The following is a 12,569-nucleotide window of genomic DNA, read 5'->3' on the forward strand; positions in this document are numbered from 1 at the left end:
CAATTTTGATGAGGTGGACGGCCCCTGACCCAACCGTGGCGTGCTTTGCGGCCGCGGTTCATGATCAGGGTTCCAATATAGGGAGGTTCCACCATGTCAGATGTGATCGTGACGGTCGGTCTCGACCTTGCGAAGAATGTGTTTCAGGTTCACGGCGTCGACGCTGACGGGAGAGTTTGTGTTCGTCGCAAACTGCGGCGTGCGGAAGTAGCAGCATTTTTTGGTGAACTGTCGCCTTGTCTTGTCGGAATGGAGGCTTGCGCGTCGTCACATTTCTGGGCGCGCGAGATTGCACGCCTCGGCCATGAGGTGAAGCTGATGCCTCCGGCTTACGTCAAGCCATACGTCAAACGGGGAAAGACCGACGCCTCGGATGCAGAAGCCATCTGCGAGGCCGTGACGCGACCGACCATGCGATTTGTGGCTGTGAAGAGCGAAGAGCAGCAGGCGGTATTGATCCTGCACAAAACGAGGGAACTTCTGGTCAGGCAGAGGACGATGCAGACCAATGCGCTCAGGGCCCATCTCGCGGAATTGGGCATCGTTGCAGCTCAGGGCGTCGACGGGCTGAGCAGCTTAAAGGCCCACTTCCAGCGGGTCATGCGATCGCTGCCGGAACATGCCGCAGAGGCTCTTCAAGCCTTTATCCGAATGGCAGATGGGCTTGTCGACGAGATCGAAAGGCTCGAGAGCCGTATCTTGGATTGGCACCGAACCAACGATGCCAGCCGTCGGCTTGCTACTATCCCGGGCATTGGCCCGATCACAGCCAGCGCCATCGCGGCCAATGTGCCAGATGCGAGCCTCTTCAAGACTGCCAGACAGTTCGCGGCGTGGCTGGGGTTGACGCCGAGGGCCAATTCCAGCGGCGGTAAGGAGAGGCAGATGGGCATCAGCAAACAGGGCGATGCCTATATCCGCCGACTGCTCGTCTCAGGTGCGAGTGCCGTCATGCGCTTCACGCGTCAGGGCGATCCCGGCAAAGCGTGGCTGGCGGGAATAAAGGAGCGTAAGCGGCCAAAGGTTGCTGCGGTCGCTCAGGCGAACAAAACCGCGCGCATCGCTTGGGCAATTTTGCGAAGAAACGAAGTATTCGTAGCTCGATCCGCCTGACGAAGGCGCGAGACAGACGAAACTGAATGCGTCGAGACTGAGGAAAGATGACAAACCGGTCGAACCGGGGATCAGGACACCCCAGGGGGTCAAGGCGTCAAATCGAACGCGTAATTTTGATTGGGACCTGATCTGCGGACTTCATCTGGGCCAGCGGCACTGCCGCGCAAACAGGCCGTAGACATGACTGCTTTCGGCATGGGCTCGTCAAATTCCCAGCTTGCGCATCAGGGGCCGTCCAGACATGACATACGGCTTGACGAACTTCGGGGCGATCAGTCGCACGTCATGCCCAAGAGCCATCAATGTCCTCGCCCAGTGTGAGCGGTCGCACATGCCTCCATCGCCACCCGGCATCCCGGATGGGTCTGCATGAAAGCAAGGAACTGCTTGCGCGACAGCTTCTTGCGGAACACAACTTCACCCTCGGCTGTCGCGCCATGCAGTTGAAAGACTTGCTTGGCCAAGTCCACGCCGATGATCGATACTTCCTTCATAGCCAACTCCTCCTGATCCTTCATGGATCACAGTGGCACAAGTGCCGTCAGGAGGGGCTACCCAACCCATCATCAGAGCCCCTCGTCCTGGCAAATTGGCTGGATACCTTGCCTCGGGATGGTGCGGGCAAGGCAGTCAGACGCCATCCCAGCTTCTTGCATCAGAACGTCACCTCAATGGCTATGCCGCGCGCAACTGCACGCTCTACCACCGCCGAGGCAACTGCCAGGTCCTGCAGTGCGACGCCGGTGCCGTCGAAGAGCGTGATCTGGTCGGCCGCAGTCCGGCCCGGATGGGCGCCATTCAGCACGGCACCGATTTCGGTGATCTGGTCGGCCCGGATCAACCCCTGCCGGATGGCATGCTGCGCCTCGCCGATGGAGGTCGATTGCGCGACCTCATCGGTAAACACAGTTGCGCGGGCCAGCAGTGCAGCCTCGACCTCTTGCTTGCCTTTGGTATCGGTGCCCATGCAGGCCAGATGCGTGCCCGGACGGACTTGGGCGGCCTGCAGGATCGGGGCGAAAGACGAGGTGACGGTGATGATCACTTCGGCCTCGGCCCCCATTCGATCCAGATCGACGGCCTCGAAGGGCAGGCCCTTTTCGGCGGCGATGGCGGCAAGCCGGTGCAGATCGCGCAGGTCGATGTTCCAGCCCAGCACTTTCTCGAAGGGGCGCTGGTCCAGCGCGGCGCGCAGCTGGAAGGTGGATTGATGCCCTGCGCCGATCATGCCGATCACCCGCGCGTCGGGCCGCGCCAGATGTTTGATCGACACCGAGGAAGCGGCGGCCGTGCGCAGGGCAGTCAAGAGATTGCCACCGACCACCGCGCGCAGCTGTCCGGTATCGGCGTTGAAAAGGAAGATCGAGGATTGGTGGTTGGGAAGGCCGCGCGCCATGTTCTGCGGCCAGAACCCTCCGGCTTTCACGCCAAGTGCGAGGTTTTCCCGGTCAAACCCCGATTTGAAGCCGTAAAGCGCATCGGCATGGCCGATTGCTTCGCGGATCACCGGGAAGTTGGTGGCCGATCCGCGGGCCATCGCGGCAAAGACCTGCTCGACCACGGCGACACAGTCGGCCGCCGTGATCAGCCCGGAAATTTCGTGTTCAGGAACGATAAACATTCTTGCGCCTTTGCGAGGGGAGGGATCGGCGGTTTGGTCGCCGATCCGGTGCGCTCAGTAAGCCTTGCCGCGGGCTGAGACCGGCCAGAGCGTTTCGACCTTGCCGTTGCGGACCCCGACATACCAGTCGTGGACGTTGCAGGTGGGGTCGCAATGGCCGGGCACGAGGCGCAGCTTTTCGTTGATCCTCAGCACCCCGCCGAGGTCTTCGACATTGCCATGCTCATCAGAGCATTTGACATATTTCACATCGCTGCGGCCATGGATCACCGGCAGCCCGCTGTCCACGGATTGCGCCTTGAGCCCGGCATCCACCACGGCAAGTTGCGGCTTGGCATGGCTCATGACGCTTGTCAGGATGAAGAGCGCATTTTCCCATTCGCCCTGATCGATGCGATTGCCGTTCTTGTCGCGGATGCGGCCATAATCCGCATCCATGAAGGCGTAGGACCCGCATTGCAGTTCGTTGTAAACGCCCGAGGTGCTTTCAAAGTAATAGGACCCCGTGCCGCCGCCCGTTACCAGTTTGGGCTGGAGGTTGACGGCCTCCAGTGCTGCCACCGCCTCTTTCACCTGGGTCACGGCGATGTCGATCTTTGCCTGCCGGTCCTCAAAGCTTTCGATGTGCTGCATTGCGCCCTGATAGGCCTGGATGCCGCTGAACTTCAGGCCGGGGGCGGCTGCAATCGCCTGCGCGATCTCAACGACCGCATCGGCGGTCTTGACACCGCAGCGTCCGGCGCCGCAATCGATTTCGACCAGGCATTCCAGCGTTGTGCCGTGCTTTTGCGCCGCCGCCGAAAGGTCGGCCACATTTGCCACGTCATCGACGCAGACAAGGATGCGGCTGCCAAGCTTGGGCAGGCGGGCAAGGCGGTCGATCTTGGCCGGGTCGCGTACCTGATTGGAGACGAGCACATCCTTGATGCCGCCGCGGACAAACACCTCGGCCTCGGACACTTTCTGGCAGCAAACGCCGCTGGCGCCGCCCAGCCGTTCCTGCAGCTTCATCACATCGACCGATTTGTGCATTTTGCCATGCGCGCGGTGGCGCATGTTATGTGCCTTGGCGTAATCGCCCATCTTGCGGATGTTGCGCTCCAGCGCGTCCAGATCGAGGATCAGGCAGGGCGTCTGGATGTCTTTTTCATCCATGCCGGGCAGGGCGGGCACGTCATAACCGACTTCGAGCCCTTCGAATTCCGTTTTCGCAAACATGATGACTTCCTCAGTTCCAGGGCAGGCTGTCGAGATCGACATTCCCGCCCGTGATGATGATGCCGACGCGCTGGCCGGCAAAGACATTGGGGTTCTTCAGGATGGCGGCCAGCGGCACGGCGCTGGACGGCTCCATCACGATCTTCAGCCGCTTCCAGATCAGCTTCATCGCATCGATGATCTCTTGTTCCGACGCGGTGAGGATATCCGTCACGTGGTTCTGCACGAAATGCCAAGTCAGATCCTTGAGCGGTACTTTCAGGCCGTCCGCGATGGTATTCGGGGCATCATCGGCAATGATATATCCTGCCTTGAAGCTGCGACAGGCATCGTCGGCCTGTTCCGGCTCTGCGGCAAAAATGCGGGTTTTCGGTGCAAGGTGCGACAGCGTCAGGCAGGTGCCCGAGACCATGCCACCGCCGCCGATCGGGGCGATCACCGCATCCAGCCCCTCGACCTGCTCAATCATCTCGGCCGAACAGGTCGCCTGGCCGGCGATCACGCGCGGGTCGTTGTAGGGGTGCACGAATTCGGCCCCTGTTTCGGCCAGCACCTCGGCAAAGACCGCCTCACGCGATGTGGTCGAGGGTTCGCATTCCACCACCCGACCGCCATAGCCGCGCACGGCATCTTTCTTGGCCTGCGGGGCAGTGTGCGGCATGACCACGGTACAAGGGATGCCGCGCCGTCCGGCAGCGTAGCTCAGGCAGGTGCCGTGATTGCCGCTGGAATGGGTGGCAACCCCTTTGCGGGCCTGATCATCCGACAGGCCGAAGACCGCGTTCGAGGCACCGCGCGCCTTGAACGCGCCCGCTTTCTGCAAGTTCTCGCATTTGAAGAAAAGCTCGGCCCCCGTCAGCTGGTTCAGCATACGCGAGGTGAGGATCGGGGTTTGGTGAACATGGGGTGCGATGCGCGCGCGCGCTGCACGCATGTCTGCGAGGGTCGGGATATACATCAGCCATCCTTCCGTGCGGTCTGGCGGTAGTGTTCTTGCGCCGCGGCGACCCCTGAGCCAAGCGTAACCGGCAGGCCCAGATCGACCATGACCATTTCGGCCGTGGCGAGGCCTGACAGCGCCATGACATCGGTCAGGCTGCCCAAATGGCCAATGCGGAACACCTTGCCCGCCACATCGCCCAGCCCGGTGCCGAAGGCCACGCCATAGGTGTGCAGGGCGCGGGCCACGATCCGGTTGGCGTCAAAGCCGTCGGGTGTGCAGATCGCGCTGACGCTGTCGGAGTGAAGTTCGGTTCGCGCGGCGCAAAGCTTCATGCCCCAGGCGGCGACCGCCTGCCGCACGCCTTCGGCAATGCGGTGGTGGCGGGCAAAGACATTCTCCAGCCCTTCGGCGAGCAGCATGTCGGTGGCCACTTTCAGGCCGTTCAGCAGTCCAACCGGCGGCGTATAGGGAAAGCCATTCGCCGCATAGCCCTTCGTCATGTCGCGGATGTCAAAGAAGGTGCGCGGCAGCCCCGCGTTTTCGACTTGCGCCAGCGCCTTCGGCGAAAACCCTACGATGGCCAGCCCCGGCGGCAGCATGAACCCTTTTTGCGATCCGGTGACAGCCACATCGACCCCCCAGTCGTCCATGCGGAAGTCGTAGCAGGCAATCGAGCTGACGCCATCGACCAGAAGCAGCGCCGGGTGACCCGCTGCATCCAGGGCCCGCCGAACGGCCGCGATGTCGGACCGCACGCCGGTTGCGGTTTCGTTGTGGGTTGCCAGCACGGCCTTGATCGTGTGGCCGCGGTCCGCGGTCAGGATTTCTGCGAAGCGGTCCACGGGGATGCCTTCGCCCCAAACCTGGTCCACAACCGTCATGTCGAGACCGTGCCGCTGGCACATGTCGATCCAGCGGTGGCTGAACATACCATTGCGCGTCGCCAGAACGCGGTCCCCGGCCGAGAGGAGGTTGGTGATCGCCGCTTCCCAGCCACCGGTGCCGGTGGCGGGAAAGACGAAGACTTCGGCGCTGCTGGTTTTCAGGACCTTCTTTACCCCGTTCAAGGCGGGATGGAGAATGTCGCCGAACAGCGGGCTGCGGTGGTCGATGGTGGGCATATCCACCGCCTTGCGCAGGATCTCGGGGATATTGGTCGGGCCGGGAATGAAGATCGGGTTCTGGGGGCTCATGGGGGCGCTCTCTGCTGATGCTGCTGGTGTAGCATGGGCAGGTCGCACGGTAAATTTTTCTGAAAAATACTTCCATTAAATGGAAAAATAATAATATTATATATGTTTTTCAAGTATTTATATTTTTCCAATACAGTTCAATTGATTTTGACCGCGCATTTTTCTATCCTCTGGTTCTGCAAATCTGGGGTTTTTCATGCAAACACCCGTCCGTCGGCGCGGGCGTCCGAAGGGGCTGAAAACAGCCCAGCAGCCTGCCAATATTCAAGCCCTGGACCGGGCGCTTGATGTGCTTGAGGCCTTGGCCACGCGCGGCGGCACAACCTTGTCGGAGCTTTCGGCCCATCTGGATCAGGCCCCGGCGACGATGCACCGGGTGCTTGCGGCGCTTGAACGCCGCAGATACGTCGAATCCGGCACCGCACGACAGGAATGGTTCGTGGGGCCTGAGGCGTTCCGCCTGGGTTCGGCCTTCCTGCGGCGCACCAATGTGGTTGAAACCTGCCGGCCGGTGATGCGCGATCTGATGATGCGGACGGGAGAGACATCGAACCTCGGGATCGAGCGCGACGGCGATGTGCTCTTCGTGAGCCAGGTTGAAACGCACGAGTCGATCCGCGCCTTCTTTCCGCCGGGGACGCGCGCGCCGCTGCACGCCTCCGGGATCGGGAAGGCGCTGCTCGGCGCATTTGATGATGCGCGGGTGGAAGCCTTCATCAAGGCAGCGACCTTCGTTCGCTTCACGGACAAGACGATCGCCAGCGCCGCGCAGCTGCGCGACGCCATCTCCGAGATTCGCAAGCGTGGCTATGCGCTGGATGATGAGGAGCGCACGCTGGGCATGCGATGCGTCGCGGCGCCCGTTCGCAACGGGTATGGCGAGGTCGTGGCCGGGATTTCTGTCTCGGGGCCGACAAGCCGCATGTCCGACACGAGTGTCCGGGAAATGGGCCGCCTTGTCGTTGAGGCTGCCGCCGAAGCGTCACGCAAGCTCGGCGGCTGAACCCGCCGCCGGCGGTGGAAAATCACTCCCTGCTGTTCCGAAATGTAAACGTTGACATAGATACAGAATCTGATGTACACGTTGACATAACGAAGAAGACGGCGAACAGGGAAGCCTTCATACAAACTGTCGGGCTGAAGGGCGCATCCCTTCGCCGCATGCCGCGCGCTTGCTTGCGGCATAGGTGCCTCATCGTCTGCATCGAATTGAACCCGGAATACGACAAGCCCTTGGGGGAAGCAAAAAAGCATGTCCGCATTACAGTTTCCGCGCGAACGTATCATCGGCATTTATCGCTCGATGCGTCTGATCCGCCGATTTGAGGAACGGCTGATGGAGGAGATGTCCACCGGCGACATCCCTGGCAACACCCATCTTTACGCCGGACAGGAGGCCAGTGCGGTCGGCGTCTGTCTGGCGCTGCGCGAGGATGACTATATCTCTTCCACCCATCGCGGACATGGACACAGCATCGCCAAGGGCTGTGAGATTGACGCGATGATGGCGGAGCTGTTCGGCAGAGCCACCGGAACGTGTGCGGGAAAGGGTGGCTCGCAGCACATCGCCGATCTGCGGAAGGGGATGCTGGGGGCCAACGGCATCGTGGCCGGGGGTGCGCCCATCACCTGTGGCGCTGCCCTGAGTGCGAAGCTTCGCGGCACGGAACAGGTTGCCGTGGCCTTCGCAGGCGATGGTGCGATGAATGAAGGCGTCATGGCCGAAAGCTTCAACCTGGCCAAGATCTGGATGCTTCCCATCATTTTCGTCATTGAAAACAATGGCTACGGCGAAGCGACTGCAAATGCGCATGTTTCGGCCGGAAGCTTTACGCGCCGTGCCGAAGGCTATGACATCCCGACCGACGAGGTCGATGGCACCGACGTGTTCGCCGTCTATGAGGCCACGCGCGTCGCGGTCGAACGGGCGCGGACCGGCGGCGGGCCGACCCTGCTCCATATCCATGTGCCGCGCTATTTCGGCCATTACAGCGGCGATCCTGATACCTATCGCAGCGCCGATGAGAAGGGCGAGATGCGCAAGAACCGCGACTGCCTGCGCCTCTTCAGGTCCCGGGTTGAGGGCGCGGCTTTGCTTGAAGGTGCGGATCTCGATCAGGTCGAGGCAGAGGTTGAAGACCAGATCAACCAGGCCGTTGCCGCCGCGCGCGCAGCCCCTCGGCCGGATGCCGCTGCGCTGCATACCGATGTTTACGTGAAATACATGTGAGAGGGCGCAATCCATGGCACAGAAATCCTATCGCCAAGCGATCAACGAAGCCCTGCATGCGGAAATGGCTCGCGATCCCAACGTCATCCTGATGGGTGAGGACCTGACCGGCGGGGCCGGGGGAAGCGGTGTGCAAGATGCCTGGGGCGGACCCTTCGGCGTCACGCGCGGTCTGCTCGGCGCCTATGGTCCCGAACGGGTGCGTGACACACCCATCAGCGAGGCCGCGTTCATCGGGGCGGCGGCGGGCGCCGCACTGACCGGCCTGCGCCCTGTGGCCGAAATCATGTTCATCGACTTCTTGGGCGTCTGTTTTGACCAGATCATGAACCAGGCTGCCAAGTTCCGCTACATGTTCGGGGGCCGGGCCCGCACGCCGCTGGTGATCCGCGCGACCTATGGCGCGGGGACGCGGGCCGGATCCCAGCACACCCAGGCGCTGCACCCGATCCTGACCCATATTCCGGGCCTCAAGGTCGTCATGCCCAGCACACCCTATGATGCCAAGGGCCTGCTGATCCAGGCGATCCGGGATGATGACCCGGTCATGTTTCTGGAACACAAGATGCTTTACGACATGGTGGGCGAGGTCCCGGACCGATCCTACACCATCCCCTTTGCGGAAGCGCGCGTGGTGCGCGATGGCAAGGATGTGTTGCTCATCGGTCTTGGGCGCATGGCCCATATCGCCGAAGCTGCGGCGGAAGAGCTTGCCCGAAACGGAATTTCCGCCTGCGTGATCGATCCGCGCACCACCTCGCCCCTGGACGTCGAGACGCTGGTCGAATTCGCCGAAAAGATCGGTCGGGTCGTGATCGTGGATGAGGCGAACCCGCGGTGCAGCGTGGCGGCCGACATCTCCGCCATTCTGTGTGAGCAATGCTTTGACGCATTGAAAGGGCCGATCCGCATGGTGACGGCGCCCCATACCCCCGTGCCCTACGCCCCCAATCTGGAAGACGCCTATATCCCCTCGGCTGCGAGGGTGGTCGAGGCGGCCCAATCCCTGCTGAGGACCCGCTGAGCCATGTCCAAAATCGAAGCTGTGACCGTCCCGAAATGGGGCATGACGATGACGGAAGGCACGATCGTCACCTGGCTGGTGCAGGAAGGCGACGTGATTTCCAAAGGCGACGAGATCGTGGAGATCGAAACCTCGAAGCTGACCAATGTGGTGGAATCGACCGCCGCGGGCACCCTGCGCCGTATCGTGCTGGCGGAAGGCGTGACGGCACCGGTCGGGGCGCTGGCCGCTGTTGTCGCTGACCCGGCGGCGACCGAGGAAGAGCTTGAGGCCTTTATCGCCTCTTATGCTTCGCGCGCCGGGGCAGGGGGTGAGGACGCCGATGTCCCCACCGCCCGCAAGGTCGAGGTCGACGGGGCCGCCGTCAATTTCCTGTCTCTGGGTGCGGACGAGGGGCCGGTTGCGATCCTGCTGCACGGTTTTGGCGGTGATCTGGGCACCTGGATGTTCAATCAGGATGACCTTGCCGCCGAACTGCGGACAGTGGCGATCGATCTGCCGGGCCACGGCGGTTCGGCGCCCACGCGGAATACGGACGCCTTTGCCGGGGCCGTCGCTGCTGTTCTGGGGGTGATCGAGACGCTGGGCACCGACCGGGTGCATCTCGTGGGTCATTCCTTCGGGGGCGGCGTTGCGGCTGCGGTCGCCCGCGCGCTGGGGGATCGTGCCGCCACGGTCAGCCTGATCGCACCAATTGGTCTTGGCCCGCAGATGGCCGGTGACTTCCTGACCGACTTCATTGCCGCCGACCGGCGCCGACCGCTGCAGAAGGTTCTGGAGCGGCTGGTCGCTGACCCCGGCAAGATCACCGCCGAGATGGTGGAAGGCACGCTCAGCTTCAAACGGCTGGAGGAGGTGCCCGAGGCGCTCACGCAGATTGCCGCCGCAATTGCCGATGGCAACCGGCAGCGCCGCGACATTCGTGGCGATCTCGCCGCATTGCGATGCCCCGTGCAGCTGATCTGGGGCGCACAGGACCAGATCCTGCCCGTTCCGTCCGAGGTGCTTGGGTCGGCCCGTCTGATCACCCTCGAAGGGGCTGGGCATATGCCGCAGATGGAAGCCTCGGGTTCGGTCAACCGCGAACTGCTCACGCTCATCCGGTCGGCCGGGTGATCTCGCATTCCAGTGGCGCGCCCCTCAGCAGACCGGGGCCGCCCCAAACCATGACAGGGTGAAACATGACTGACCGGCTTCGGGGCAAACGTGTCCTTCTTACCGGAGGAGTGGCCAATATCGGCCTCGAGATCCTGCAAGCCTTCCTTGCGGAAGGTGCGACCGTAACCTTAGTGGACATTGACGCCACCCGGGGCGAGGCGCTGGAGCGCGAGCTGGCCCCCAGGGTGCGTTTCATCCGCACCGACCTGACCGACGCCAGCCAGATCGCGGCGGCGGTCGATGCGGCGCAGGATTGGATGGGGGGGCTTGATACCCTTGTCCTGAACGCAGGTATCCAGCTTTCGGGCGCGATTGATGAGCTGCCGGTCGAGAAATGGGACCTGACCTTCACCATCAACGTCCGTGCCAACTATTTGCTCGTGCGCGCGGCGCTGCCGCATCTGAAGGCTGCGGGCAAGGCGTCTGTCGTGATGATGTCCTCGCTGGCGGGTAAGCGCGGCGGGCCGGGGATCACGGCCTATTCCGCCTCGAAGGCGGCGGTCATTGGCATGACCAACTCCTTCGCGCTGGAACTGGCGCCCCATGGCATCCGCGTCAATGCGGTCTGTCCCGGCTGGATCGACACCCCCTTCAATAAGCCCATCATCGATTTCATGGGTGGGCGCGGGGCGCAGGACACGCTGGTCGCACGCGCCGTGCCGCTGGGCCGACAGGCCAGCCCGGCCGAGGTCGCACCGATGTTCGTGTTCCTCGCCTCGGACGAGGCCTCTTACATCACCGCGCAGGCCATCAACATCGACGGCGGCGCCTATAACTGACGCGGATCAACCCAGGGATCACCTTCATGTCCAAACGGATCACCCATGATCTTGCCCAGCGTGCGCTTGCCGCAGGCGCAGCCAAATGTCGGGCGCTGAACGAACCTTCGGCCTTGGCCATCGTCGATGCGGGCGGGCATCTTCTTGCCTTTCTGCGGGTCGATGATGCAGCCATCTCGACCCTGAACATTGCGCAAAGCAAGGCCTATACGGCGGCCTGTCTTCGGTCGCCCACGCATCAGTGGATGGAGGCCGTGCAGCCCGGCGGCCCGCTTTATGGGTTGGAGCAGACGAGCGCCGCGCGCCCTTACATCTTCTTCGGCGGCGGCCTTCCCGTCTTTGACGGCACCCGGCTGATGGGCGCGGTCGGTGTTTCGGGTGGCCCGGCCGAGATCGATATCGAGATTGCGCAAGAGATGATCGTCGCCCTGCAGGGCTGATGCATCCAGAACCATGGAAAGGAGGGTCTGATGTCCGAACACGAGATCCGGGTCACCTGGCGGCGCGCCGAACACGCCACGACATCCGGCACTTACAGCCGCGACCATTTGGCAGACTACGGCAGCGATACGCGCATCGCCGTTTCTGCCGCGCCGGATTATCTCGGTAACCCCGCGCTGGCCGATCCGGAGCAATTGCTGGCCAATGCTCTCGCAAGCTGCCACCTGCTCTATTTCCTCGCCCTCTGCGAGGGCAGCGGCTACCGGGTCGAAAGCTACGAAGACCGTGCGACCGCCCGGGTCGAGAAGCTGCCGGAAGGGGGCTTCGGGGTCACGACCATAACGCTGCGCCCCCGGGCCGTTTTTGGTGGTGACAAGCAGCCAACGGCACAGGCGCTGCATCGCTTGCACGATCGCGCCCACACGGGCTGCTTCATCGCAAATTCCATCAAGTCCGATGTGTTGATCGTGCTGGAGGGCGACTGATGTCCGATCCGATTTATGTTGTGGCCCATGTCCGCGCACGGCCCGGACACGAAGATGCCCTGCGGGCGGCGCTGCTCAAGCTTGTCGAGTTTGCGAAGTCCGAGCCGGGGTTCATTCGCTATGACCTGCATGAGGATCTGGCCACGCCCGGCCGTTTCACCTTTTACGAAATCTGGCGAGACAAGGCTGCACTCGATCTGCATGCCGCGACCGAAAACATGCGCGCGCACCAGTCCCTGACCCGGCACTGGGTGGCAGAGGCGGGCGTCGAGCTGGTCCGCAAACTTAACCGCTGACAGCCCGGCGCTGTTTCATTCAAACGCATCGCGCCGCCTATGAAAACGTTGACATCTTCATGTGT

Annotated in this window: 13 protein-coding genes and 1 pseudogene; 9 read left to right on the forward strand and 5 right to left on the reverse strand. The window is 62.5% G+C overall.

The window, feature by feature from the left end:
- The first annotated feature begins 93 nt into the window (after positions 1-93).
- Positions 94-1,113, forward strand: coding sequence for an IS110 family RNA-guided transposase (locus IE101_RS15080; protein ID WP_189634669.1), 1,020 nt, complete (start codon positions 94-96; stop codon positions 1,111-1,113).
- A 246-nt stretch (positions 1,114-1,359) separates the two neighbouring features.
- Here IE101_RS15080 and IE101_RS15085 read toward each other — a convergent pair.
- The 5 genes and pseudogenes from IE101_RS15085 to bhcA all read right to left on the reverse strand — a co-directional run.
- Positions 1,360-1,610: pseudogene (locus IE101_RS15085) on the reverse strand (IS110 family transposase); the annotation flags it as partial.
- A 161-nt stretch (positions 1,611-1,771) separates the two neighbouring features.
- The gene (bhcD, locus tag IE101_RS15090) at positions 1,772-2,737 is read right to left on the reverse strand and encodes an iminosuccinate reductase BhcD (RefSeq protein WP_189634671.1); all 966 of its coding nucleotides are present in this window, start codon (positions 2,735-2,737) and stop codon (positions 1,772-1,774) included.
- 54 nt (positions 2,738-2,791) lie between these two features.
- Complete coding sequence (bhcC, locus tag IE101_RS15095) at positions 2,792-3,955, reverse strand: 3-hydroxy-D-aspartate aldolase BhcC (RefSeq protein ID WP_189634672.1); 1,164 nt, start codon at positions 3,953-3,955, stop codon at positions 2,792-2,794.
- Positions 3,956-3,965: 10 nt separating this feature from the next.
- The gene (gene bhcB / locus IE101_RS15100) at positions 3,966-4,913 is read right to left on the reverse strand and encodes a beta-hydroxyaspartate dehydratase BhcB (RefSeq protein WP_189634673.1); all 948 of its coding nucleotides are present in this window, start codon (positions 4,911-4,913) and stop codon (positions 3,966-3,968) included.
- Complete coding sequence (bhcA, locus tag IE101_RS15105) at positions 4,913-6,091, reverse strand: L-aspartate--glyoxylate aminotransferase BhcA (protein WP_189634674.1); 1,179 nt, start codon at positions 6,089-6,091, stop codon at positions 4,913-4,915. The genes bhcB and bhcA overlap by 1 nt, the downstream gene beginning before the upstream one ends.
- A gap of 196 nt (positions 6,092-6,287) precedes the next feature.
- Between bhcA and bhcR the strand changes: the two genes are divergently transcribed.
- The 8 genes from bhcR (at position 6,288) to IE101_RS15145 (ending at position 12,504) form a co-directional block, all read left to right on the forward strand.
- The gene (gene bhcR, locus IE101_RS15110) at positions 6,288-7,094 is read left to right on the forward strand and encodes an HTH-type transcriptional regulator BhcR (protein ID WP_189634675.1); all 807 of its coding nucleotides are present in this window, start codon (positions 6,288-6,290) and stop codon (positions 7,092-7,094) included.
- Positions 7,095-7,343: 249 nt separating this feature from the next.
- Positions 7,344-8,321 carry a thiamine pyrophosphate-dependent dehydrogenase E1 component subunit alpha gene (locus IE101_RS15115; protein WP_189634676.1) on the forward strand — a complete coding sequence of 326 codons (978 nt, stop codon included), beginning with the start codon at positions 7,344-7,346 and terminating at the stop codon, positions 8,319-8,321.
- A gap of 13 nt (positions 8,322-8,334) precedes the next feature.
- Positions 8,335-9,345: an alpha-ketoacid dehydrogenase subunit beta gene (locus IE101_RS15120; RefSeq protein ID WP_189634677.1), complete on the forward strand. Its 1,011-nt coding sequence runs from the start codon at positions 8,335-8,337 to the stop codon at positions 9,343-9,345.
- Positions 9,346-9,348: 3 nt separating this feature from the next.
- Positions 9,349-10,461, forward strand: coding sequence for an acetoin dehydrogenase dihydrolipoyllysine-residue acetyltransferase subunit (locus IE101_RS15125; RefSeq protein ID WP_189634678.1), 1,113 nt, complete (start codon positions 9,349-9,351; stop codon positions 10,459-10,461).
- A gap of 65 nt (positions 10,462-10,526) precedes the next feature.
- Positions 10,527-11,282, forward strand: coding sequence for an SDR family NAD(P)-dependent oxidoreductase (locus IE101_RS15130; protein WP_189634679.1), 756 nt, complete (start codon positions 10,527-10,529; stop codon positions 11,280-11,282).
- A 26-nt stretch (positions 11,283-11,308) separates the two neighbouring features.
- On the forward strand, positions 11,309-11,722 hold the full coding sequence (locus IE101_RS15135) for a GlcG/HbpS family heme-binding protein (RefSeq protein WP_189634680.1): 414 nt from the start codon (positions 11,309-11,311) through the stop codon (positions 11,720-11,722).
- A gap of 30 nt (positions 11,723-11,752) precedes the next feature.
- A complete protein-coding gene (locus tag IE101_RS15140; RefSeq protein ID WP_189634681.1) occupies positions 11,753-12,208 on the forward strand; it encodes an OsmC family protein in 456 nt (151 codons plus the stop codon).
- Positions 12,208-12,504, forward strand: coding sequence for a putative quinol monooxygenase (locus IE101_RS15145; protein ID WP_189634682.1), 297 nt, complete (start codon positions 12,208-12,210; stop codon positions 12,502-12,504). The genes IE101_RS15140 and IE101_RS15145 overlap by 1 nt, the downstream gene beginning before the upstream one ends.
- The last annotated feature ends 65 nt before the right edge of the window (positions 12,505-12,569 follow it).

Source organism: Gemmobacter lanyuensis (assembly GCF_014652355.1).
Classification (GTDB): domain Bacteria; phylum Pseudomonadota; class Alphaproteobacteria; order Rhodobacterales; family Rhodobacteraceae; genus Gemmobacter; species Gemmobacter lanyuensis.

Bases quoted from the DNA above. Each gene is read 5' to 3' on its own strand.
- IE101_RS15145 (WP_189634682.1), top strand. From the start codon at position 12,208: ATGTCCGATCCGATTTATGTTGTGGCCCATGTCCGCGCACGGCCCGGA.
- bhcB (WP_189634673.1), bottom strand. From the start codon at position 4,913: ATGTATATCCCGACCCTCGCAGACATGCGTGCAGCGCGCGCGCGCATC.
- IE101_RS15135 (WP_189634680.1), top strand. From the start codon at position 11,309: ATGTCCAAACGGATCACCCATGATCTTGCCCAGCGTGCGCTTGCCGCA.
- IE101_RS15140 (WP_189634681.1), top strand. From the start codon at position 11,753: ATGTCCGAACACGAGATCCGGGTCACCTGGCGGCGCGCCGAACACGCC.
- IE101_RS15130 (WP_189634679.1), top strand. From the start codon at position 10,527: ATGACTGACCGGCTTCGGGGCAAACGTGTCCTTCTTACCGGAGGAGTG.
- IE101_RS15115 (WP_189634676.1), top strand. From the start codon at position 7,344: ATGTCCGCATTACAGTTTCCGCGCGAACGTATCATCGGCATTTATCGC.
- bhcA (WP_189634674.1), bottom strand. From the start codon at position 6,091: ATGAGCCCCCAGAACCCGATCTTCATTCCCGGCCCGACCAATATCCCC.
- bhcC (WP_189634672.1), bottom strand. From the start codon at position 3,955: ATGTTTGCGAAAACGGAATTCGAAGGGCTCGAAGTCGGTTATGACGTG.
- IE101_RS15120 (WP_189634677.1), top strand. From the start codon at position 8,335: ATGGCACAGAAATCCTATCGCCAAGCGATCAACGAAGCCCTGCATGCG.
- bhcR (WP_189634675.1), top strand. From the start codon at position 6,288: ATGCAAACACCCGTCCGTCGGCGCGGGCGTCCGAAGGGGCTGAAAACA.
- bhcD (WP_189634671.1), bottom strand. From the start codon at position 2,737: ATGTTTATCGTTCCTGAACACGAAATTTCCGGGCTGATCACGGCGGCC.
- IE101_RS15125 (WP_189634678.1), top strand. From the start codon at position 9,349: ATGTCCAAAATCGAAGCTGTGACCGTCCCGAAATGGGGCATGACGATG.
- IE101_RS15080 (WP_189634669.1), top strand. From the start codon at position 94: ATGTCAGATGTGATCGTGACGGTCGGTCTCGACCTTGCGAAGAATGTG.